This is a genomic window from Streptomyces noursei, assembly GCF_016917755.1.
In the GTDB taxonomy this organism is placed as follows: domain Bacteria; phylum Actinomycetota; class Actinomycetes; order Streptomycetales; family Streptomycetaceae; genus Streptomyces; species Streptomyces yunnanensis.
Genome location: NZ_CP070326.1, coordinates 8,610,355 through 8,632,198, shown reverse-complemented (window position 1 = coordinate 8,632,198; position 21,844 = coordinate 8,610,355). Strand labels below are relative to the sequence as shown.

General features: G+C 73.7%; 20 protein-coding genes. 7 read left to right on the top strand and 13 right to left on the bottom strand.

Annotation, left to right across the window (positions count from 1 at the left end; translation table 11 throughout):
- Positions 1–82 precede the first annotated feature (82 nt).
- Positions 83–1,495, bottom strand: a complete 1,413-nt coding sequence (locus JNO44_RS37525) for a GNAT family N-acetyltransferase (RefSeq protein WP_205368475.1) — start codon at positions 1,493–1,495, stop codon at positions 83–85.
- An 83-nt stretch (positions 1,496–1,578) separates the two neighbouring features.
- The gene (locus JNO44_RS37520; RefSeq protein WP_205368474.1) at positions 1,579–3,183 is read right to left on the bottom strand and encodes an alkaline phosphatase D family protein; all 1,605 of its coding nucleotides are present in this window, start codon (positions 3,181–3,183) and stop codon (positions 1,579–1,581) included.
- A gap of 210 nt (positions 3,184–3,393) precedes the next feature.
- Between JNO44_RS37520 and JNO44_RS37515 the strand changes: the two genes are divergently transcribed.
- The 3 genes from JNO44_RS37515 to JNO44_RS37505 all read left to right on the top strand — a co-directional run bounded on the left by JNO44_RS37515 (position 3,394) and on the right by JNO44_RS37505 (position 6,113).
- Positions 3,394–3,816, top strand: coding sequence for a VOC family protein (locus JNO44_RS37515; RefSeq protein WP_205368473.1), 423 nt, complete (start codon positions 3,394–3,396; stop codon positions 3,814–3,816).
- A 214-nt stretch (positions 3,817–4,030) separates the two neighbouring features.
- Complete coding sequence (locus tag JNO44_RS37510; RefSeq protein ID WP_235096194.1) at positions 4,031–4,930, top strand: RNA polymerase sigma-70 factor; 900 nt, start codon at positions 4,031–4,033, stop codon at positions 4,928–4,930.
- Positions 4,931–5,375: 445 nt separating this feature from the next.
- Entirely contained in the window at positions 5,376–6,113 is a 738-nt protein-coding gene (locus JNO44_RS37505; RefSeq protein WP_235095227.1) for a GntR family transcriptional regulator, read from the top strand.
- An 85-nt stretch (positions 6,114–6,198) separates the two neighbouring features.
- Here JNO44_RS37505 and JNO44_RS37500 read toward each other — a convergent pair whose 3' ends face one another.
- Positions 6,199–7,356, bottom strand: a complete 1,158-nt coding sequence (locus JNO44_RS37500) for an ROK family transcriptional regulator (protein WP_205368470.1) — start codon at positions 7,354–7,356, stop codon at positions 6,199–6,201.
- 160 nt (positions 7,357–7,516) lie between these two features.
- Between JNO44_RS37500 and JNO44_RS37495 the strand changes: the two genes are divergently transcribed.
- Positions 7,517–8,116 carry a hypothetical protein gene (locus tag JNO44_RS37495; RefSeq protein WP_235095228.1) on the top strand — a complete coding sequence of 200 codons (600 nt, stop codon included), beginning with the start codon at positions 7,517–7,519 and terminating at the stop codon, positions 8,114–8,116.
- Positions 8,117–8,222: 106 nt separating this feature from the next.
- Here the strand turns inward: JNO44_RS37495 and mug are convergent, their stop codons facing one another.
- The 5 genes from mug to JNO44_RS37470 form a co-directional block, all read right to left on the bottom strand.
- Positions 8,223–8,771: a G/U mismatch-specific DNA glycosylase gene (mug, locus tag JNO44_RS37490; protein WP_205368469.1), complete on the bottom strand. Its 549-nt coding sequence runs from the start codon at positions 8,769–8,771 to the stop codon at positions 8,223–8,225.
- Positions 8,772–8,783: 12 nt separating this feature from the next.
- The gene (gene purB, locus JNO44_RS37485) at positions 8,784–10,217 is read right to left on the bottom strand and encodes an adenylosuccinate lyase (RefSeq protein ID WP_039630089.1); all 1,434 of its coding nucleotides are present in this window, start codon (positions 10,215–10,217) and stop codon (positions 8,784–8,786) included.
- Positions 10,218–10,323: 106 nt separating this feature from the next.
- Positions 10,324–10,482 (bottom strand): hypothetical protein, encoded by a 159-nt coding sequence (locus JNO44_RS37480; protein WP_205368468.1) that lies wholly within the window; start codon positions 10,480–10,482, stop codon positions 10,324–10,326.
- A gap of 608 nt (positions 10,483–11,090) precedes the next feature.
- Complete coding sequence (locus JNO44_RS37475; protein ID WP_205368467.1) at positions 11,091–12,371, bottom strand: methyltransferase family protein; 1,281 nt, start codon at positions 12,369–12,371, stop codon at positions 11,091–11,093.
- Positions 12,368–13,324, bottom strand: a complete 957-nt coding sequence (locus tag JNO44_RS37470) for a hypothetical protein (protein ID WP_205368466.1) — start codon at positions 13,322–13,324, stop codon at positions 12,368–12,370. The genes JNO44_RS37475 and JNO44_RS37470 overlap by 4 nt, the downstream gene beginning before the upstream one ends.
- 84 nt (positions 13,325–13,408) lie before the next feature.
- On the opposite strand from JNO44_RS37470, the gene JNO44_RS37465 reads away from it, so the two are divergent.
- Positions 13,409–14,113, top strand: a complete 705-nt coding sequence (locus JNO44_RS37465) for a TetR/AcrR family transcriptional regulator (RefSeq protein WP_205368465.1) — start codon at positions 13,409–13,411, stop codon at positions 14,111–14,113.
- A 162-nt stretch (positions 14,114–14,275) separates the two neighbouring features.
- Here the strand turns inward: JNO44_RS37465 and JNO44_RS37460 are convergent, their stop codons facing one another.
- The 3 genes from JNO44_RS37460 to JNO44_RS37450 all read right to left on the bottom strand — a co-directional run bounded on the left by JNO44_RS37460 (position 14,276) and on the right by JNO44_RS37450 (position 17,687).
- The gene (locus JNO44_RS37460; RefSeq protein ID WP_205368464.1) at positions 14,276–16,660 is read right to left on the bottom strand and encodes an ATP-binding cassette domain-containing protein; all 2,385 of its coding nucleotides are present in this window, start codon (positions 16,658–16,660) and stop codon (positions 14,276–14,278) included.
- A 162-nt stretch (positions 16,661–16,822) separates the two neighbouring features.
- Positions 16,823–17,233 (bottom strand): VOC family protein, encoded by a 411-nt coding sequence (locus JNO44_RS37455; protein WP_039630081.1) that lies wholly within the window; start codon positions 17,231–17,233, stop codon positions 16,823–16,825.
- A gap of 10 nt (positions 17,234–17,243) precedes the next feature.
- A complete protein-coding gene (locus tag JNO44_RS37450) occupies positions 17,244–17,687 on the bottom strand; it encodes a helix-turn-helix transcriptional regulator (RefSeq protein WP_205368463.1) in 444 nt (147 codons plus the stop codon).
- 221 nt (positions 17,688–17,908) lie between these two features.
- Between JNO44_RS37450 and JNO44_RS37445 the strand changes: the two genes are divergently transcribed.
- Positions 17,909–18,985, top strand: a complete 1,077-nt coding sequence (locus JNO44_RS37445; RefSeq protein WP_205368462.1) for a hypothetical protein — start codon at positions 17,909–17,911, stop codon at positions 18,983–18,985.
- A 39-nt stretch (positions 18,986–19,024) separates the two neighbouring features.
- On the opposite strand, the gene JNO44_RS37440 is transcribed toward JNO44_RS37445, so the two are convergent.
- Positions 19,025–19,861 (bottom strand): SGNH/GDSL hydrolase family protein, encoded by an 837-nt coding sequence (locus JNO44_RS37440; RefSeq protein ID WP_205368461.1) that lies wholly within the window; start codon positions 19,859–19,861, stop codon positions 19,025–19,027.
- 89 nt (positions 19,862–19,950) lie between these two features.
- Here JNO44_RS37440 and JNO44_RS37435 point away from each other — a divergent pair, with 89 nt between their 5' ends.
- Positions 19,951–20,574 carry a TetR/AcrR family transcriptional regulator gene (locus JNO44_RS37435; protein WP_205368460.1) on the top strand — a complete coding sequence of 208 codons (624 nt, stop codon included), beginning with the start codon at positions 19,951–19,953 and terminating at the stop codon, positions 20,572–20,574.
- Here JNO44_RS37435 and JNO44_RS37430 read toward each other — a convergent pair.
- Entirely contained in the window at positions 20,549–21,790 is a 1,242-nt protein-coding gene (locus tag JNO44_RS37430) for an FAD-dependent oxidoreductase (RefSeq protein WP_205368459.1), read from the bottom strand. The two genes, JNO44_RS37435 and JNO44_RS37430, sit on opposite strands and share 26 nt — an antisense overlap.
- Positions 21,791–21,844: the final 54 nt, after the last annotated feature.

The window sequence follows — 21,844 nt, the reverse complement described above, 5'->3', positions numbered from 1 at the left end:
CGGATCGGCCCGCCGCGTCACCAACATTCCGGCGGACGTTCCTGTCACGGCCGGTGCCGGGCGGGCCGTGCCCGCGCCGGGCTCAGCCGTGCCGGGAGCCGTCCCGCAGCCGGAGTTCCGTACGGTCCTCCCGGAGCGCGGGGACGCCCGTCGGGCGCGCGGTGATCACCAGCGTGCCCTCCTCGATCTGGTAGTCGAGCGGCAGCCCCAGGCCGCGCATCGCCGCGACCATGCCGGTGTTGGACGCCTGGGTGATCGCGTAGACGCTCTCGTTGCCGGCCTCGGCCGCCATCGCGACCAGTCGCCGCAGCAGCTCGGCGCCGATGCCGCGCTGCTGCCAGGCGTCCTCGACCAGCAGCGCCACCTCGGTCTCCTCGCCGTCCCACAGCAGGTGGCCCAGGGCCACCAGGCGACCGGAGGCCGTCTCCACGGCGAGCGTGCGGCCGAACCGCGGGCTGAGCAGGTGGCCCAGATAGCGGTCGGCGTCCCCGACCGGGCCGTGGTAGCGCTGCGCCAGGGTCCGGTCCGAGCAGCGCTGGTGCATGGCCCGGGCGGCGGCCAGATCGTCGGTGTCGGCGCGACGGACGGTGATCGCGTTGCCCTCGGGCAGGGTGAGCACATCACGCCGCGGCGGCACGCGCTGGCCGAGCCGGGCGTCCAGCTCGACCAGCGCCCGCACCCGGGCGAACTCGGTGGGGGTGAACGGCAACTGCGGCCTTTCGATGGTGAGCGAGCCCCCGGAGGGGTCGCGGAACTTCATGGTGTGCTCCTCCAACACGCCCTCGGCGGGCACCTCTTCGGCCAACGGCTGGCCGGTCAGCGACCGGGCGGGCACCGAGTGGATGGTGCAGCGGCCCAGCAACTGCCGCAGCGCCAGGGGGAGCTCGGCGGAGTCCAGGGCCGTGCGGGTGGCCAGGCTCAGCATCCGGGTCGGCGCGTCGACCAGGTCGTGTGCGTCGGCCCGCTCCAGCCAGCTGTGCGCGCCGCCGGCGCCGGCGACCGTACGGGTCAGCTGCGCGGGCGCCAGGCCGGCCGGGGCGCGCAGCAGGAACTCGTCGACCGTCCCGTCGGACAGCGGGTGGGTCTGGAGGCTGAGGATGTCCACCCGCAGCGCGGCCAGCGCGGTGGACAGGGCGGCGAGGCTGCCCGGCTCGTCCCGGACGGTGGTCCGCAGCCGCCACAGCACCGTCTCGCGGGCGCCGTTCTCGGGGGCCGGCGCGGCGGACCGGGCGGCGCCGTCGGTCGCCGTGGTATCCGGTGGTGGTGGGGCGTGTTCATGGCGACGTGCCCACCAGATGTGGAAGCCCGTCGTGGCCAGCAGGGCGACCGCCATGGTGCACAGCAGCACGGGGCCCGACGGGCCGTGGGCGATGGTGTTGGCGACGGCGTCGGCCACCGCCACGGCCGTGAACAGGGCGGCGAGCTCGACGACGTCCCGGCGCCAGTGGTGGCGCCGGGCGGAGCGGGCGGAACGGGCGGTGGTCGTCTCGGTCATGCGGACAGCCTCGCCGACGGGTGTTGCCTGGTCGCCAACACCTTGTGTCGCACGGGTAAAAGACGCAATTGGCGCATTGGCCTCTACTGTCCTACCCGTCCCGGTTGCAGCGTCTTGGTAAACAAGACCTCTCCACCCTCCTGACGCAGCCGCACCGTCAGCTCCCCGCTTCCCCCGTCGATATCGACCTCGCCGAAGTACTGCGCACTCTCCGCCGGGGAGACGTTCGCACGGTCCGGTGCCTTGATGAACGGCTGCTCGGGCCCGAAGGTTCCATCGAGTTTCACGGCCGGGAAACCGCCCGCGTGCAGCGGCCCGGACACGAATTCCCAGAACGGCTCGAAGTCCTGGAACGCCGCCCGCTCGGGCGTGTAGTGCTGCGCCGAGGTGTAGTGCACGTCCGCGGTCAGCCACAGGGTGCCGGTGACCCGCTGGTGCTTGATGTGCCGCAGCAGCTCGGCGATCTGCAGCTCCCGTCCCAGGGGCGCCCCGGGATCGCCCTGCGCCACCGCCTCGAAGTTCGCCGGGCCGTCGGTGACGACCAGCCCCAGCGGCATGTCCGAGGCGATCACCTTCCACACCGCCCGCGAGCGCGACAGCTCCCGCTTGAGCCAGCGCAGCTGCTCGGCGCCCAGGATGCCCTGTGGGTCGTCGGTCTGCCGGTCGGGGGAGTTGGCGTTGCGGTAGCGCCGCATGTCCAGCACGAAGACGTCCAGCAGCGGACCGTGCCGCAGCACGCGGTACACCCGGCCTCGGGCGTCCGGCCGCAGCGTCCGGATCGGGAAGTACTCGCTGAACGCGCGCAGCGCCCGCGCGGACAGCACGTCGACGTCCTTGACGCGGTACCGGTCGTCCTCCAGCAGCTGGCCCGGGTACCAGTTGTTGTGCACCTCGTGGTCGTCCCACTGGGTGATCGTGGGCACCTGGGCGTTGAACCGGCGCAGGTTCTCGTCCAGCAGGTTGTAGCGGAACGCGCCCCGGAACTCCGCCAGCGTCTCGGCGACCTTGGACTTCTCCTCCGTCGTGACGTTCCGCCAGATCCGCCCGTCCGGCAGCGTCACCCGCTCCTGGATCGGGTTGTCGGCGTAGATGTTGTCGCCGCTGCACAGGAAGAAGTCCGGGTTGCGGCGCCGCATGTCCTCGTAGACCCGGTAGCCGCCGCGCTCGGGGTTGATGCCCCAGCCCTGCCCGGCCAGATCGCCCGACCACAGGAACCGCACGCCCTCCTGCCGCCCACCACGGCCCCGGCTCTCGGGCGCCGTGCGGAACGTGCCGGCCACCGGCTCCCCGGCGCGCTCCGGGTGGTCCGGATCGGCCAGCAGCACCCGGTAGTGGATCTGCTCACCGGCCGGCAGCCCGTGCAGCGCGGTCACTCCGGTGAAGTCCGTACCGGGCCCCAGCAGCGGCCCGTGCCACGTACGGGCGCCCCGGAACGACTCGGTGGCCGCGGTCTGCACCACCATCCGGGCCGGCCGGTCGGACCGCACCCACACCAGGCCCGACGACGCGGTCACGTCCCCGGCCTGCACTCCCCAGGAGGCGCGCGGCCGCCCACCGTGCACCAGTGCCGGGGCGGCCGCCGCCGACGCGGCCCCGGTCACCGCGGGAAGCGCCAGCGCCGCGGACCCCGCCGCCGCGCCCTGAAGGAGCGACCGCCGCCCGAAGCCGCCGCCGGAACCCTGCGCCATCTCGCACCTCCGTGATGCGTCCGATCTCGTCACGCCCTGTTCGTATCGCCACCCGATGCCGGAGGGGCGAACTCCCGGTGAACACCCGCCCTCAGGGCCGCGGACCGGGACCAGCGTCGCAGGACCCATGACCGATCGCCAGGAACCGGCCCGGACCCCTACGGTCCGATGACACGCCGCCGCACGGCGGCCCCATGGAAGGCGACACCCATGCCGGCCCTCGGCTCCGCACCCCTCCGTCTCGCCCGCCCGTCCCACGACCTGGCCGCCGCCGGCCACTTCTGGCGCGACGGGCTGGGCCTGCACGAGCTCTACCGCCACACCTCTCAGGAGGGCGAGCACTCCCTGTTGATGCTGGGGTGGCCGGACGCCACCTGGCACCTGGAACTGACCCTGGACCCCACGGGAGCGCTGCGCCCGGCACCCACACCGGACGACCTCCTCGTCCTCTATCTGGGCGGGCCGGTCCCCGACGACCTGGTCACCCGCCTGGAGCGCTGCGGCGGCACCCGCGTCCCCGCCCACAACCCCTACTGGGACGAGTGGGGTGTCACCATCGAGGACCCCGACGGCTACCGGTTGGTCCTGTCCACCCGCGACTGGAGCAACGCGCCAGCCCGCTCCGCGTCCTGAAAGCCCCCCTCGGGCGGTGTGTTGACGGACAGCAGGACCGCCCCAGACGCGCCGCCGCAACGGCACCGGCCCCGCAGCACCGCCCCGAGGGCGACCCCACCGGCCTCTCCCGCGCCACGCCCGGCGCCGGGTGAGACGAAGCCAACACCCGCAAAGCGCCCGTCGGATGGCGTTCGCGCTGGACAACCCACCGCCCGCCCGCTGGGATGGAACGGTGCCGACCGATCCCGCCACCGACGCCACCGCGGTCTTCGAAGCCCATCGCCCGCTCCTCCAGGGCGTGGCCTACCGCATGCTCGGAAGGGTGGCCGACGCCGAGGACGTCGTTCAGGACGCCTGGCTGCGCTGGGCGGACGCCGACCGGACCGAGGTGCGCGAACCGCGCGCCTACCTCGTCCGGATCACCACCCGGCTGGCCATCGACCGGCTCCGTCAGGTCCAGTCGCGCCGCGAGTCCTACGTGGGGCCCTGGCTGCCCGAGCCGCTCCCCACCGACTTCCTGGCACCCGGCCGGCCCGCCCCGGACACCGCGGAGCGGGCGGTGTTCGCCGAGACCGTCACCCTCGCCGTCCTCGTCGTCATGGAGGCGCTCTCCCCGTTGGAGCGCGCGGTGTTCGTCCTGCGCGAGGCGTTCGGCTATCCGTACGCGGAGATCGCCGCCGCCCTGGAGCGCAGCGAGGCGGCGGTGCGTCAACTGGCCGGCCGGGCCCGGCGCCACGTGGAGGAGCGCCGACCGCGCTTCGACGTCGACCCGGACCGGCAGCGCGAGTTGACCGAGCGGTTCCTGTCCGCCGCGGCCGGGGGCGACCTCGACGGGCTGCTGAGCCTCCTCGCGGCGGACGCCAGGCTGGTCGGGGACAGCGGCGGCAAGGCCAAGGCCCCGCTGCGGATCATCGAGGCCCCCGACAAGATCGCCCGGTTCTTCATCGGCATTGTTCGGACCTCGCCGGCGGGCCTGGAGCTCCGCTTCCTCGAACTCAACGGCGGCATCGCGCTGCTGACGCACTTCGACGGAACCCCGGACTCGGTCTTCCAGCTCGACATCCGGGACGGCCGGATCCAGACGCTCTACGTCGTGCGCAACCCGGACAAGCTGGCGTCACTGGCCCACTAGGTCATCCGACCGCCCCTCCAACTCCCGCCCCGCGGCGACGAGTTCCCTCCATGCCGGATGCCGTGCCCGATGCCGTACCGGATGCCGTGCCGGCAACCCCGGGAACGCGTGTCGCTCGACGCGTCCGGCGCCGGGACGTGGACGGGCGGGGCGCACGGCGGCAGGACGGTGGCCGGGCAGTGGCCGGGGGCGCCGCCGTGTGCGGGCGGAATCGGATGGTTGATTGGTCTTGACCAAGGGTGGGGTCGGTCATATCGTCGGGATACTGCAACAACCTTTAATAAAGAAGCGCTCAATATTCGGCCCGGTGCGGGTCGAGAAGTCCTGGTCCGTCCGCGGGTCAGGCGATACCGGCCCGGGCGCGGGCCGCAGAACTTCGGGGGCCCGCTCGCGGGCCGCACATCACCGGGTCCGGATGCGGGCCCGCGGCCTGGGGGTAGGGACCATGAAGCTCGAAACGGCTCCGGAGCCCAAGTACTGGCATCTCAAGACCGTGCTCAGCGACGCGCTGGACACCGAGTTCACGGTCGGTGAGATCCTGCCCAACGAGCGGGACCTGGCGGCGCGGTTCGGCGTCGCCCGGGCCACGTTGCGGCAGGCGCTCGAACAGCTGGAGCTGGAGGGCAGGCTCCAGCGCCGCCGTGGTGTCGGCACGACCGTCGCCCCGCCCCGGGTCGGCGTCGCCGTCGATCCCACCCGGCACACCTGGCCCGGCGCCGCCGGCGACGACTGGCAGGCCGTCGCCGCCAGCGAGACCGACACGGTGCCGGCCGCGGTTGCCCGACTGCTGGAGACCGCCCCCGGCGAGGCGGTCCACGTCGTGCGCCGCAGCCGGGTCTCGGCCGGCCAGCCGGTCGCCACCGAACTTCTCTACGTACGGTCCGACGCGGTCTCCGACTGCGTCGACGTGGTCGCCTCCGACCCCGCCGCCGGCGCCCGCGCCGTGCTCCGGGCCCTCCAGGCGCTCGACCTGGACGGCCAGGACCGCACCGTCGAACTGGGCTCGGCCCGCGCCGAGGACGCCAAGCAGCTGGACCGGCTGCCCGGATCCCCGGTCCTCGTCGTCACCACCCGCTACGTCTCCCAGGGCCGGGCCACCGCCGTCGCGGTCTCCACCTACCGCGCCGACACCTGCCGGCTCACCTTCGGCGAGCGCGAGGCGGAGCCGCTGCTCGCCGGCTGAGCGGCGACACCACCGCGCGGGGCCCGCACCGGGGCGATTCCGGTGCGGGCCCCGCCGTCGTGCCGTCCGGTCCGGGGCGCGTCGTTCACCGCCGCCCCGTCATAGTCCCCTCCACCGCGAAGAGTTCGCCCTCCACGTGGTCCAGGGCCAGCCGCAGCGCGCCGGTGGTGATCGCGGCCGGGCCCAGCTGCGACAGCACGACCTCCGGCGGCCGCAGGCAGTAGCGCGCCAACTCCCGGCGCAGCGGCTCCAACACCCCCGCCAGCCCGGATGCCCAGCCGCCGATCACCACCAACTCCGGGTCGAGGGCCAGCACCAGCGCGGCGACGTCGTGCACCAGCCGCCGGATGAAGCGGTCCACCGCCTCCCGCGCCTGTCCGTCCCCGTCCCGGGCCGCCGCGAACACCGCCGCGACCTGCGCCTCGTCCAGCGGATGCAGCGGCTCACCGGTCGTGGACAGCAGCGTCTCCGGCGTGGCCTCCCGGCCCAACAGATGCAGCGCGCCGATCTCCCCGGCCGCGCCGCCGAACCCCCGGTGCAGCCGCCCGCCGATCAGCGACCCGGCACCGGGGCTCAGCCCGGCCAGGACGAACACCACATCGCCGGAGCCGGTCGCCGCGCCCTGCCAGTGCTCGGCCACCGCCGCCGCGTTGGCGTCGTTCTCCACCAGCACCGGGCAGCGGAACGACCGCCGCAGCCGCTCGCCGAGCGGCAGTCCGGTCCAGCCGGGCAGTGCGGTGCCGAGTCGTACGGTGCCGTCCGCCTCCACGATGCCTGGACCGGCCACCCCGACCGCCCGCAGCGAACTGCGCGCCACGCCCGCGCGGCGCAGCAGGTCGGCCACCATGGCCCGCACCCGCTCCAGTCGCTCGTCGGCCGGTGCGTGCTCCGTCACCTCGCGCTGCGCCGAGCCCCGCACCTGCCCGCCGAGGTCGGACAGCAGCGCCGCGACCCGGTGCGGTCCGATCTCGATGCCCAGCAGATGGCCGGCCTCGGTAAGGAAGCGGAATCGGCGGGCGGGGCGCCCCTGGCGTCGGGTCTCGCCCTCCTCGGCGGGTGCCTCGGCCACCAGCCCGGTCTCGATCAGCCCCTCGATCACGCCCTCGACGGTCGGCCGGGACAGGCCGGTCACCTGGACGAGATCGGTGAGCGTGGGGGAGTCCGCGGCGCGCAGTGCATGCAGCACCACCGCGGAGTTGATCCGTCGCAGCAGAGAAGGGTCCCCGCCGGTGAGCCGACCCAACGTCCGTCTCCTCGCCTCGCCTGTCTGGCGGATCGTAGCCGGTCAGCGGGTGTGCGGCGAGCCCCGAGGGGCCGGTGGACGCTGAACGGGGGCGGCCCGGCGGCGGCTCCGCGGAGCGCGCGCACGGCCAATTGTCAGACCCTGGAGGTTTACTGACGGTATGACGCCCGAATCGAACCGCGGCCCGCGGCCGAAGCCGACGCCCCCGCAGCTTCCGACCGTCCCGACCCTCCCGACCGCTTCGGCGGCAGCGATGCCGTCGCGGGGCCCCGCGCCCCCGGTGCCGGCTGGGCCGCCCGGGCCCGAGCCGCCCGGCGGGCGGCCCGCCGCGCTCGCCCGGCTCGATGCCTTATGTGCCCTTCCCTTCCCGGAGCGGAGGGAGCACCCCGCGTCGGGCACCAGCGGACCGGGCTTCCATGTGGCGCGACTCTGGGCGAGCGGCCCGCTGTGGGACGTGGATCCGGCGGATGCCGCGGCGGCCCGCGACCAGTGCGTCGAGGAACTCGCGGCGCTCGTCGCGCTGGTCTCCGCGCGGCGCGGCGAGCCCGTCGTGCACGACCTGGCGGAGGCGCTGGAGCGGAGCGCCATGGGGCTGCCCGTCCCGCCACCGCTGGAGTTGCTGAGCGCGCTGGTGCCGCGGGTGTACGCCTGGCCGGACGACGGCCGTTGGATCGCGGTCGGTGCCGGGCGACCGGAGTTCGGGCAGCCGTGCCAGGTGGTGGGCGTCATAGCGGAGGGGCCGCTGCCGGGAGGCGGATAGCCATGCGGTCGGGGAACGTCCGCCGGTGCGCTCGGATGCCCGTCGGCCCGTCGGCCCGTCGGCCGGTCCGTCCGTCGGCTCGCCGTGGTGCGCCGTCCGCCGCCGGTCAGGACTCGGCGAACGCCGCCGCGCGCAGCCGCCCGTACTCCTCCGCCATGGTCGCCAGTGTCCAATGGGCGTTCAGGCCACTGGGGTTGGGCAGTGCCCAGATGCGGGTGGCGCCCAGGGTGCGCTCCTGGGGGCCGATCGCGGCGCGCTTGTCGTCGAAGGCGACGCGGTAGGCGGTGACGCCGGCGACCGCCAGCCAGCGCGGTCGGAGCCGGGCCACCTTCTCGGCCAGCAGCCGCCCGCCCTCGCGGTACTCCTGCGCGGTCAGCTCGTCGGCGCGCGCAGTCGGCCGGGCCGCGACGTTGGTGATGCCCAGCCCGTGGTCGAGCAGTTCGCCCTGTTCGGCGGGGCGGAGCTGCCGGGGGGTGAAGCCGGCGGCGTGCAGGACGGGCCAGAAGCGGTTGCCGGGGCGGGCGAAGTGGTGCCCGGTGACGGCCGTCATCAGCCCGGGGTTGATCCCGCAGAACAGCACCCGCAGGTCGCTCGCGACCACGTCCGGGACGACGCGGTCGCGAGCGGCCTCCAGTTCCTCAGGGGTGAAGCGCACGTCAGCCCCGGGTCAGAGGATCGCGCCGGGGGCGTAGGCGGCGGCCTCGGGGTGCTGCTTGGCGATCTCCTCGATCCGGGCGACGACGGCGGCCACCTGGTCGCCGGCCGCACCGGTGAAGGACAGCTTGTCGGCCATCAGCTCCGCCAGCTGGGCCTTGTCCAGCGGGATCCGGCTGTCGGCGGCCAGCTTGTCCAGCAGCTCGTTGCGCTCCGCGCCCTGCTCGCGCATCGCCAGCGCCGAGGCGACCGCGTTCTCCTTGATCGCCTCGTGCGCCTCCTCGCGGCCCACGCCGGCCCGCACCGCGCCCATCAGGACCTTGGTCGTGGCGAGGAAGGGGAGATAGCGGTCCAGCTCGCGGGCGACCACGGCGGGGAAGGCGCCGAACTCGTCGAGCACGGTCAGGAAGGTCTCCAGCAGGCCGTCCAGCGCGAAGAAGGCGTCCGGCAGCGCGACCCGCCGGACCACCGAGCAGGAGACGTCGCCCTCGTTCCACTGGTCGCCGGCCAGCTCGCCGGCCATGGAGGCGTAGCCGCGCAGGATCACCATCAGGCCGTTGACGCGCTCGCAGGAGCGGGTGTTCATCTTGTGCGGCATCGCCGAGGAGCCGACCTGGCCGGGCTTGAAGCCCTCGGTGACCAGTTCGTGCCCGGCCATCAGCCGGATCGTCTTGGCCAGCGACGACGGCGCGGCGGCCAGCTGCACCAGCGAGGTGACCACCTCGTAGTCGAGCGACCGCGGGTAGACCTGTCCGACGGAGGTGAACGCCTGGCCGAAGCCGAGGTGGCCGGCGATCCGCTGCTCCAGCTCGGCGAGCTTGGCGGCGTCCCCGCCGAGCAGGTCGAGCATGTCCTGGGCGGTGCCGACCGGGCCCTTGATGCCGCGCAGCGGGTAGCGGGAGAGCAGCTCCTCCACCCGTGCGAAGGCGACCAGCAGTTCGTCGGCGGCGGTCGCGAAGCGCTTGCCGAGGGTGGTGGCCTGCGCGGCGACGTTGTGCGAGCGACCGGCCATGACCAGCTCGGAGTGCTGGCCGGCCAGCGACCCCAGGCGGGTCAGCACCGCGACGGCGCGGTCCCGCACCAGTTCCAGCGACAGCCGCACCTGGAGCTGCTCGACGTTCTCGGTCAGATCCCGGGAGGTCATGCCCTTGTGGATCTGCTCGTGCCCGGCCAGGGCGTTGAACTCCTCGATCCGGGCCTTGACGTCGTGCCGGGTGACCTTCTCGCGCTCGGCGATCGAGGCCAGGTCGACGGTCTCCAGTACCCGCTCGTAGTCGGTCAGTGCCTGCTCGGGGACGGCCACCCCCAGGTCCTTCTGGGCGCGCAGCACCGCCAGCCACAGCTTCCGCTCCAGCTTGACCTTGTACTCGGGGGACCACAGCACGGCCAGCTCCGCAGAGGCGTAGCGGCCGGCCAGAACATTGGGGATGCGAGGCTTCGCAGACACAGCAGTCACGTGGCCAGAGTCTACTGGTGATTTGCGCAGGCCAGCGCGCTGGTCCCGGCTGTGCTTTCCTACAGTCCCCGCCCGGTCCTCGTCGTCCGGTGCCCGCTCAGTCCTCGTCGTCCTCCGCCCGGCGCTCGCCCTCCGCCTGGGACGGCTGGGTGCGCATCGTCTCGGGGTGCCGCGGCTCGGCCGGATCCTTGTCCTCCTCCAGCCGCTCGCCCTCGGCCTGCGACGGAGTCGTGTACTCGTTGTAGTACTGGCTCATGGCCGCCTCCGCACGATCGGAACGTCTACGGACAAAACGAGCGTAACGCCTGGCCCGGCCGCAGGCTCGGGCTGTTCGCGGGGGCGGCCGGCCGCCGCGCCCGGCGCCGCCGAGGGGATCCCTCCGGCCGGGAGCGCCCCCGTCGCCCCTCCCCGATCTCCGCCGGTCGCGTCGGTGCGCACCCGGCGGTCCGCTCAAGTGGGCTGTGCGATGGGGGAGTTGGCGCCGATCGCGCCGCCGCCGTGCGCCCCGTCGGTGCCGTCGCCCGGCTCGGCCCGGTCCGTTTCCGCTGTCTCCGCCGCGTCCGTGTCGCCCGCCGCGCTCGCGCGGAGCGGGGACGGGGGCGATCACCGCGGTGCCCACGGTGTCGGCGCCGACCGGGTGGAGGTCGCCCGGGCCGTCACGGGCCGCATCCGGCACAGCCACACCTACGGGTCGCACTCCCGCTCCTCTCACAGGATGAAGCCGTGGGAGGTGGTGCTCGTCCTCGTCGTCTTCCTGGGCCTCTTCGGCTACCTGGCCCACCTCGCCGTCAAGAAGGTGCGCACGCGCCTCCGGTAGGGGTCCGCCCCGGTGGGGCGTCCGCCGTGGCGGCGGCCCGCCGCGCGCTACCGGGTGGCGGTGCGGGGCAGTTGCGGGATGTCGCGCGGGCCCGCCCCGAACGCGTCGGCGCACAGCTGGACGAACCACCGCAGCCCCGGGACCACCAGCAGCCAGCCCAGCACCGCCCAGCCCAGGTGCAGATGGTTGAGCATCCGGCCGAGCGCGGCGATGCCCTCGGCCCGGACGGCGCCGTCGTCCGTCTCGTAGGTCATCCGACGCAGGCGCCGCGGGTGCCGCTCGGCCGGTACGAGGACCAGCGCCACCGGCCGCCGGCGGGCGATCCAGCGCCCGAACTGGCTGCACGGGCCGCAGCTTTCCGAGACGTACAGCCGGGCGGGGGCGCTGCCGGGCCAGGGCCGGAGCCTGGGCCGCCAGGCGGGCACCCCGGCCCGGTAGGCGACCCAGGGCGCGCCGTAGCTCTCCCGCATCCGGCCGCCCTCGTGCCAGGCGGCGAGCCCGGCGCCGTAGGCGAAGGCCGCGGCGGCCCCGGCGAGCACCCGTGCGTCGCGCGTCAGCAGCCCGAGCAGGGCGTAGAACAGCACGACCGACAGCTGCATCGGGTTGCGGACGTAGGCGTACGGGCCGCTGGTGACCAGCCGGCGCGGCGGGTCGTAGGGCAGCGGGGTGCCGCCGCCGCGCTGGACGAACTCGCGCACCGCGACCACCCCGAGCAGCAGCGGCACGGCGAGCAGCTGCCCGGCGATCGCCCAGCCCACCCGGCCGCCGGGCAGCACGGGCCGGACGAGCCCGAGCGGCACGGCGAACATCAGCGCACCGCTGAGCAGCATCTGGGCGCCCGCGCGCAGGGCCAGGCGTCGGTCGCGCACCGTCCAGCGGGCGAGCAGCAGCCCGGGGACGAGCACCAGCGCCACGGCGAGCGCCTCGCCGGCGAGCCAGTGCGGGCCGAGCCGCACGACGGGGGCGGCGAGCGGCATCGCCGCCAGGTCGAACCAGGCCAGCCCCGCGGCGAGCAGCGGCAGCCCGATCCGGTCCGCGCCGGCGACGACGGGGAGCGTGCCCCACAGCAGCGCCCAGCCGAGGAGGAGGTCGAGCGGGAGCCCGGCGACCGAGCCGCCGTCGACGTGGAAGGTCCACCAGGCGCGATCGACGGCGAGGAGGTTGACCGCGGGGAGCCAGACCGCGGTCCAGGCGGTCGCCAGGATCGCGGCGGCGATCGTCCGCCGGTCCGGTGGCCGCCGGAGCAGGGCGGCACCGGTGGCGAGGAGCGGGCCGAACAGGCAGGCGGCGCGGATGAGCGCCGGATCGGCGCCGGGGAGGGCGGTCATCGCGCGCTCGTACCGGCCGGCGCGGTGGTGTGGGAGAAGGTGTCGGAGAGGTAGGCCGCCGCCTGCTCCATCCCGTACTGCTGGATCGGGCCGAAGTACCAACCGGGGTCGAAGGTGCGGCGGTAGTGCAGGGTCCAGGTGACCTCGGTGCGGCCGGCGGCGGACGGCCGCCAGGTCACCTCGGCCGAACGCAGGTCGAGCCAGCGGGCGAGCGTGGTGTCGTGCGTGACGACGAAGCGGACGTGGCCCGGGGTGTGCGCGGCGACGACCAGGCGCATGGAGCGCGGTGTGGGGTGCGACCCGATGCCAAGGGACCGGTGCGGGTTGAAGGCGACCTCCCGGTGGGCGCCGACTCCCAGGCCCGCGCCTTCGGAGTGCTGCGGCCGGGGGAAGGGGATCTGCAGGAACACCGGCTCGGGCGCCGCGAAACGGGGCGGCGCGGCGAGGGTCCGCTCGAACTGCGCGGGGCTCGTCGCGACGGTGCGGGTGACGGTGGCGGTCCCGTCCCGGGGGAGTTCGTAGGCGCCGGTGCCCTCCAGTGCCAGGAGCGCGATGAGCGGCACGGTCGCGAAGGCGTGCGTGCGCCCGCCCTGGCCCTTGCGCGCCCTGCGCCGGGCAAGGTCCACGGGCGCGGCGATGATCACGGCCAGCAGGTAGAACAGCGGCGCCGCCATGACCAGGCAAATGATGCCCTCGTCCAGCAGCGGGCCGGCGAGCGCCAGGCCGACGGTCACCGCGGCGAGGGCGGTGCCGGTGACGCTCTTGGGCCGGGCGCCGACGGCCACCGCGAGGGCGATGAACGCGGGCAGGCCCACGTAGAAGAGCGCGGTCTGCTCCAAGTTCCCGGCGTGCAGCACCTTGTAGAGCAGCATCGCCGCGAACAGCACCACCAGCACCCCGACCAGTTGTCGTCGGGCCCGCGTCATGGGCGCGCGCTTCGGTGTCCCGTCCATCGTCCCCATCCCGCCTTTCGTTCATCAACTGATTTAACCACTCGATTAAACCCTATGATGAAGACTTCAGTGAGAGGACGGTCGATGACGGCGGACAGCAACGGCGGCGAGGGCCCCGCGGGAACGACGGGCGCCGGGGGCGCGAAGCGGGGGAAGGGCGCCAAGGGAGCCGGCGGCGCCGGGGAGACCAAGGACCGGTTGATCGAGGCGGCCACCGCCGTCCTGAAGAGCCAGGGCTACGCGGGCACCAGCGCCCGGACCATCGCCAAGGAGGCCGGCGTCAACTCGGCGCTCGTCTTCTACCACTTCGGAGGCGTCGATCCGCTGCTGCTCGCGGCGCTCGACCGTTCCTCCGCCGAGCGGATGGCCCTGCACCGCGCCACGGTCGCCGACGTGCGCACCCTGGAGGAACTGGCCGACGCCGCCACCCGCGTCTACCGGGACGACCTCGACGGCGGCCACATCACGCTCTTCTCCGAGCTGGTGGCCGCCGCGGTGGCCAAGCCCGAGCTGCGCGAACCGCTGTCGGAGCGCGCCGAGCCGTGGCTGGCGTTCATCGAGGCGACCCTCGACCGCGTCATCGGCGGCACCCCACTGGCCCGCCTCACCCCGCCCCGCGACCTGGCCAACGCGGCGATCACCTTCTACCTCGGCGTCAACCTCTTCACCGTCCTGGACGCCGACCGGTCGCGTACGGATTCGGTGTTCGCGATGGCCCGACGCCTCGCCCCGCGCGCCAAGTTGCTCACCCTGCGGATGCCGCGACGCCGGTCACGGGGCGATGCCTAGGCCCGGCCCGACGGGGCATGGCCGGGTCCGCCGCGTCCCACCTGTTGTTCCGGTTGTTCCGGTTGTTCCGGTTGTTCCGGTTGTTCCGGCGCACGAAGCCGCGGCCGGCCCCCGGGTGGGGATCCGGTCGCGGCCCGGGTCGGGTCCGTGCCGTCGTCTCGGTCAGGCGCCGACGTACTCGGCGAGGTGCTCGCCGGTGGTGGTGGACCGGGTGGCGACGAGGTCGGCGGGGGTGCCCTCGAAGACGATGCGCCCGCCGTCGTGTCCCGCGCCCGGGCCGAGGTCGACGATCCAGTCGGCGTGCGCCATGACGGCCTGGTGGTGCTCGACGACGATGACCGACTTGCCGGAGTCCACCAGCCGGTCGAGCAGGCCGAGCAGCTGCTCGACGTCGGCGAGGTGCAGACCGGCGGTCGGCTCGTCGAGGACGTAGACACCGCCCTTGTCGGCCATGTGCGTGGCCAGCTTCAGCCGCTGCCGCTCGCCGCCGGACAGCGTGGTGAGCGGCTGCCCCAGGGTGAGGTAGCCGAGCCCGACGTCCGCGAGCCGTTCGAGGATCTTGTGCGCGGCCGGGGTGCGCTCCTCGCCCCCGGCGAAGAACTCCAGGGCCTCGGCCACCGGCATCGCGAGCACCTCGGAGATGTCCCGGCCGCCGAGCCGGTACTCCAGGACCGAGGCGTCGAACCGCTTGCCCTCGCAGTCCTCGCAGGTGCTGGAGACCCCGGGCATCATCGCCAGGTCGGTGTAGATGACGCCCGCGCCGTTGCAGGTGGGGCAGGCGCCCTCGGAGTTGGCGCTGAACAGCGCGGGCTTGACGCCGTTGGCCTTGGCGAACGCCTTGCGGATCGGGTCGAGCAGCCCCGTGTACGTCGCCGGGTTGCTGCGCCGCGAACCGCGGATCGGGCTCTGGTCGACCGAGACGACGCCGAGGTCCGCGGGGATCGACCCGTGGACCAGCGAGCTCTTGCCGGACCCCGCGACGCCGGTGATCACGGCGAGCACGCCGAGCGGGATGTCCACGTCGACGTCCTGGAGGTTGTTGGCGCGCGCGCCGCGGATCTGCAGGGTGCCGGCCGGCTCACGCACCGCGTCCTTGAGCGCGGCGCGGTCGCCGAGGTGGCGCCCGGTGACGGTGTCGCTGTCGCGCAGCCCGTCGACGGTGCCCTCGAAGCAGACGGTGCCGCCCGCCGTCCCGGCGCCGGGGCCGAGGTCGACGACGTGGTCGGCGATCTCGATGACCTCCGGCTTGTGCTCCACGACGAGCACCGTGTTGCCCTTGTCCCGCAGCCGCAGCAGCAGGCCGTTCATCCGCTGGATGTCGTGCGGGTGCAGGCCCGCGGTCGGCTCGTCGAAGACGTAGGTGACGTCGGTGAGCGAGGAGCCGAGGTGGCGGATCATCTTGACGCGCTGCGCCTCACCGCCGGAGAGCGTGCCCGCGGGCCGGTCCAGCGCGAGATAGCCGAGGCCGATCTCCACGAACGAGTCGAGGGTGTGCTGGAGCGCGGTGAGCAGCGGGGCGACGGACGGCTCCTTGAGGCCGCGCACCCAGTCGGCCAGGTCCCGGATCTCCATCCGGCAGGCGTCCGCGAGCGAGATCTTCTTGATCTTCGAGGCGCGGGCGTGCTCGGCGAGCCGGGTGCCGTCGCAGTCCGGGCAGGTGGTGAAGGTGACCGCACGGTCCACGAACGCCCGGATGTGCGGCTGCATCGCCTCCTTGTCCTTGGACAGCATCGACTTCTGGACGCGTGGGATCAGCCCCTCGTAGGTCATGTTGATGCCCGCGATCTTCATCCGGGTCGGCTCGCGGTGCAGCAGATCGTGCAGTTCCTTCTTGGTGAACTTGCGGATCGGCTTGTCCGGGTCGAAGAAGCCCGACTCCGCGTACAGCCGGGAGTTCCAGCCGCCGCCGGTGTAGCCGGGGATGGTGAAGGCGCCCTCGTTGATCGACTTGGTGGCGTCGTAGAGCTGGGTCAGGTCGAGGTCGGAGACGGCACCGCGGCCCTCGCAGCGCGGGCACATGCCGCCGACCCTGTTGAAGGTGACCTTCTCCGCCTTCTTCGCGCTCCCCACCTTGATCGCGCCGGCCGCGGAGACCGAGGGCACGTTGAAGGCGAACGCCCCGGGCGGGCCGACATAGGGCTTGCCGAGCCGGCTGAACAGGATCCGCAGCATCGCGTTGGCGTCGGTGGCGGTGCCGACCGTGGAGCGCGGGTCGGCGCCCATCCGCTGCTGGTCGACGCTGATCGCGGTGGTCAGCCCGTCGAGGACGTCCACCTCCGGCCGGGCCAGCGTCGGCATGAAGCCCTGCACGAACGCGCTGTAGGTCTCGTTGATCAGCCGCTGCGACTCCGCGGCGATCGTGTCGAAGACCAGCGAGCTCTTGCCCGAGCCCGAGACACCGGTGAACACCGTCAGCCGACGCTTGGGCAGCTCGATGCTGACGTCCTTGAGGTTGTTCTCGCGCGCGCCGTGCACGCGGATCAGGTCGTGGCTGTCGGCATCGTGCAGCACGGGCGGCTGCGCGGCCTTCCTCGTGACCTTGCTCATCGTGTCTCCATCTGCGAGGCGCAGCCGCCTTCGCGGTATCGCTCGGTAGGTGTTGCGCGGGAAAGTGGGAAAGCGGGAAGGCGGGAAGGCGTCACCGGGGCCCGGGAGGACCGCCGCGACCAGGCCCGCACCGGCGGGTCGCGGCGGCGGCCGCCCGGCGGCTCAGCGCAGCTCGTTGACCCGGATCAGGTTGCCCGCGGGATCGCGGAAGGCGCAGTCGCGCACCCCGTAGGGCTGCTCGGTCGGCTCCTGGACGACCTCGGCGTCGCCGGACTGCAGCCGCTCGAAAGTGGCGTCGAGGTCCTTGGTGGCCAGGACGATGATGCCGTAGGTGCCCTTGGCCATCATCTCGGTGATGGTGCGGCGCTCTTCGTCGGTGACGCCGGGGTCGGCGGCCGGCGGGTGCAGCACGATCGAGGTGTCGGGCTGACCGGCGGGGCCGACCGTGATCCAGCGCATCGTGCCGCTGCCGACGTCGTTGCGGACCTCGAAGCCGAGGGTGTCGCGGTAGAAGGCCAGGGAGGCTTCCGGGTCGTCGTGCGGGAGGAAACTGGCGTGAATGGTGATGTCCATGCCCGCCAGGCTAGGTCTGGCCGGTCGGCGGCGCTTCTCGATTCCTGACCGGTCTGGTCACCTGTTTCGCCACGCACGCCGGCATCCCCGCCGTCGCGCGCGCCGCCTCGCGCCGGTAGGTGCTGGGCGGCATGCCGACCAGCTCGGTGAAGCGCGTGCTGAAGGTGCCCAGGGATGCGCAGCCGACCGTGAAGCAGACCTCAGTGACGCTGAGGTCGCCGCGGCGCAGCAGCGCCATCGCGCGCTCGATGCGCCGGGTCATCAGGTAGGAGTACGGCGATTCGCCGTAGGCCAGGCGGAACTGGCGACTGAGGTGCCCCGCCGACATGTTCACGCCACGTGCGAGCGCCTCGACGTCCAGCGGCTGCGCGTACTCCCGGTCGATCCGGTCCCGGACGCGACGCAGCCGCGCCAGATCGCTCAGCCGCTGGCTCGCGGCGGGTCTGCTGTTCACCGGCGAAATCGTGCCACCTCGGGTCGGGGTTGCCCAGCCGACCGGGAGGCCGCCCGGCGGGGCCGGGTGCGGGCCGCGGGAGCGCCGCGCCGCAGCGGGACATCCGGACATCCGGTTCGCCACGGGTTACCCAGGGACATCCGGGCGCAGGATGCCGAGCAGAATGTGCGCGGGGCCCGACGATCAACGGGGGCCGCGAGCGGTCGGAGGGGGAGTCGAGGATGACGGATCGGACGGAAGGGGCGCGCCGCCGCTGGCGGGCGCGGCTTCCCGTGGGCATCGGCGTGCTGCTCGTGCTGGTGTCGGCCGGGCTGTTCGCCGTGGTGCCCCTCGCGGAGGCGAGCAACCGGGCGTACGCCGGGGCGTCCGCCTGCCCGGCCGGCACCCGGTCGGCCTCCTGCACGACGACGGCGCCGGCGGTCGTCAAGGGCGCGGTGTACGAGCACAGCGGCAAGAGCGTCCGGTACTGGCTGCTTCTCACCGAGCGCGGCACGGGCATCGCGCGGCGGGTGCGGATGCCCCGGCCGTCGCCGGTGTTCGACGCCGTGCACGCGGGGGACACGGTGGCGTTGACGTACTGGCGGGGCGAGGTCCGCGCGGTGCGGTTCGGGGCCGCGACCCAGGAGGCGTGGACGTCACCGGCCGACGACGGTCGGCTGCCGGCCGCGCTCGGCTTCGTGGCGCTGCCCTTCGGACTGGGCGCGCTGCTGCTGGGTCGGTGGCGCCGGCGCCACCCGTCCACCGCGGCCCATGCCGCTCCGTGGCAGCTCACCGCGGCGCTGGTGGTGCTCCTCGTGCTGGGCGTGCTCGGCGCCACGACGAGCTTCCTGGCGGACGCGGTGCGGGACGCGTTCCTGCTGGTGGCGGGCGCCGCGGTGCCCGTCGCGCTGCTGGCCGTGCTGTTCGCGCGGTGGATGGCGGGGCGGATGCGCCGCGCCGCGGACACCAGTGACATCGTCCCGGTTCCGCCCACCGGGAGGCGGTGCGTGCGCGCGAGCGTGTACGGGGACGTGCCCTACAGCGTCGCCGGCTTCGACCACCTGGTGGTGGGGGACGGGCGCCCGGCGGCCACCCCGGACCCCGACGGACGCGTCGCCCGCCGGACGCTCCCGGAGACGCTGACCGTGCGGTGCGTCCGCTCGCTCGGCCCCGACGACCCCGCATTCTGGCCGACCGCCTACAAGTACGACTGCGCCGTCATCGAATGCCGGGACGGCGACCGCACGGTCCTGATCGCCGGCCGGCGGCGCGACGCCGCCCTGATCCTCGGCGCGCTGACCACCGCCGTACCGGGCTGACGAGCGCACCACTTCTGACGTGACGTCAGGTGCGGCGGGTCACGCCCCGACCTGGCGCCAGCCCGTCACGGGGCCGGGGTTCGCGTCGTCCGCGGGGCCTATCCAGAAGGCTCGGCCCGACTCGGCGCTGAACTGGGCGCCCGTGCGGCCGTCGCCCGTGGAGCGCCCGGTGAGCCGGCGGCCGATCCACGGCACCAGATGTTCACGGGCGAACCGCAGGTCGGCGGTGCGCCGGGCGGTCCAGCGCGGCGGCGCCTCGGCCGGCAGCGGCGCGTCCCAGTCCGCCTCGGCGGGCAGCCCCAGCGCCTGCCAGACCGCCTCGGCGGCCCGGCGGTGCCCCTCGGCGTTCAGGTGCAGCCGGTCCTCGGCCCACAGTCGCGGATCGGCCAGCGCCCGGGAGCCGTAGAGGTCCACCACCACGGCGCCGTGCCGGCTCGCCAGCTCGTCGATCGTCGCGAAGAGCTCCTCCATCCGCGGACGGAAGCGCTCCAGCACCGGCCCGCGGCGGCCCGGGCTGCGCATCAGCACCAGCTGCCCGCCGCCGCGCGCCAGCAGGTCCGCGCACTCCCGGAGCCGCGCGCACACCCGCGCCACGTCGCAGTGGGGACGCAGTACGTCGTTGAGCCCGCCGACCAGCGTCACCAGGTCCGCGCCCATCGAGGCGGCGGGGCCGCACTGCTCGTCGGCGATCTGGTCGATGAGCTTGCCGCGCACGGCGAGGTTGGCGTACCGGAAGCCGGGCGCCCGCGCCGCGAGCCGGGCGGCGAGCAGATCCGCCCAGCCGCGGTAGGAGCCGTCCGGGAGGGTGTCCGACATGCCCTCGGTGAAGCTGTCGCCGACCGCGACGAAACTGTTGTATGGCACATTCGTCTCCATGGCGCGGTGATCCTATCCCGCGGTGTACGGTCGATGGCGGCCGGAGTCCGGACCGTGCACAGACAGCGAAAGACAGAGGTGGGCGTGGGATGAGTCCTCGGCGGAGCGCGGATCCCGAGGCGGCGACGTTCACCGAGCGGGCCCGCCGGCAACAGCTGATCGACTGCACCATCGAGCTGATCTCCACCCGCGGCTACCCGTCGACCTCGCTGTCCGCGATCGCCGAGCGGGCCGGGGTCTCCAAGGCGGCGGTGCTCTACCACTTCTCCTCGAAGGACAACCTCACCCAGGCGGCGCTGACCCAGGTGCTGGACCAGTTCGGCGGCTACGTCCGGGAGCGGGTCGCGCAGGCCGCGGACCCGCTGGCGGCGCTCCTCGCCTACGTCCACGCGATGATCGCCTACCAGCGGGACCACCGCCGCCAGGTCCGGGTGATCACCGAGATGCTGCTCGACGACCACGGCGGCACCCGCCTGAAGGCACCGGGGTCGCACGACACCTACGGCCGCTGGCAGACCCTCGCCGCGCTCCTGGCGGACGGTCAGGAGGCGGGCGTGCTGCGGGAGTTCGACACCCGCACGATGTCGCTGGCGATCGGCGGCGCGATCGACGGGGTGATCGGGCACTGGCTCGCCCACCCGGACCTCGATCTGGACGCCGCCGCCGCCGAGTTGGAGACCTTCACCCTCAACGCCGTGGTGCGCCGGGCCTGACCTTGGCGAACTCCGGGGTCGGCTCGGGTCGGAAGCCGATGCCGCCGAGGTAGCCGGTGGCGGTCCGCAGCGCCGGCACCCGCCGCAGCAATCGCATCGGCACCGGCAGCCGGTCCCCGTGCAGCGTTCCGTCGAGCGCGGCGCGGATCATGGCGTGCTCGCCCTGCTGTGACTTCTGGACCAGCGCCATCGGCCACTCCCGCCGCCGCTGCACCCGGGCCAGATCGTCGCTGCCGACCGTCCCGCGGCGCAGCGGACCGGCCAGGATCCGGGCGGCGGCCACCGCGTCCTGGAGGGCGAGGTTGACCCCGACCCCGCCGACCGGCGACATGGTGTGCGCGGCGTCCCCCAGGCAGAGCAGGCCGGGCCGGTGCCAGCGCCGCAGCCGCCCGAACGTGACCTCCAGCAGCTTGACCTCGTCCCAGGAGCCGATGGTGCCGGTGACCTCGTCGTCCCAGTCGAACAGCGTGCCCAGCCGGTCCCGCAGCCACTGGATGTCATGGCGGCGCATGGCGGCGTCCTGGCCCTTGTCGATCAGGTAGGACGTCTGGAAGTAGCTGCCGCGGTCCATGGTGACCGCGGCCTGGCCGCCGCCGAACCGGCCGAAGACCCGGCTCTCCTTGAGGGCGTCGGCCGGGGCGTCCACCCGGATCTGCCAGACGTCCATCGGGACGTCGAAGTACTGCTGCCGCATCCCGGCCTGCTCCCGGATCAGCGAGTCCCGGCCGTCGCATGCGAAGGTCAGGTCCGCGGCCAGCTCCCCGGGCTCGCCGTGTTCGTCGACGTAGTGCACTCCGGTCACCCGGCCGCCGTGGGTGCGCAGTCCGGTGGCCCGGGTGCGCATCCGCAGGCTGAAGGAGGGCTCCTGGGCGGCCGCGCCGGCGATCAGGTTGAGGAAGTCCCACTGCGGGACCATGGCGAAGTACTTGTGCCGGCCGGGGATGCGCCGCATGTCGGCCAACACCACGGTGGTGTCGCCGATCTGGATCCGCATCTCCTCCAGCTTCGGGAACGGCAGCTGGGCGAACTTCGCGCCGAGGCCGAGGTCGTCGAGCAGGTTCAGGGTGGACGGGTGGACGGTGTCGCCGCGGAAGTCGCGCAGGAAGTCCCCGTGCTTCTCCAGGACGGTCACCTCGATGCCGGCCCTGGCCAGCAGCAGCCCGAGCATCATGCCGGCCGGGCCGCCGCCCACCACGCAGCAGGTCGTGCGTTCCATGGTGTTTCCCCCTCGTCACGTGCGCGTACGGATGCGTGACCGGGCCGCCGCGGC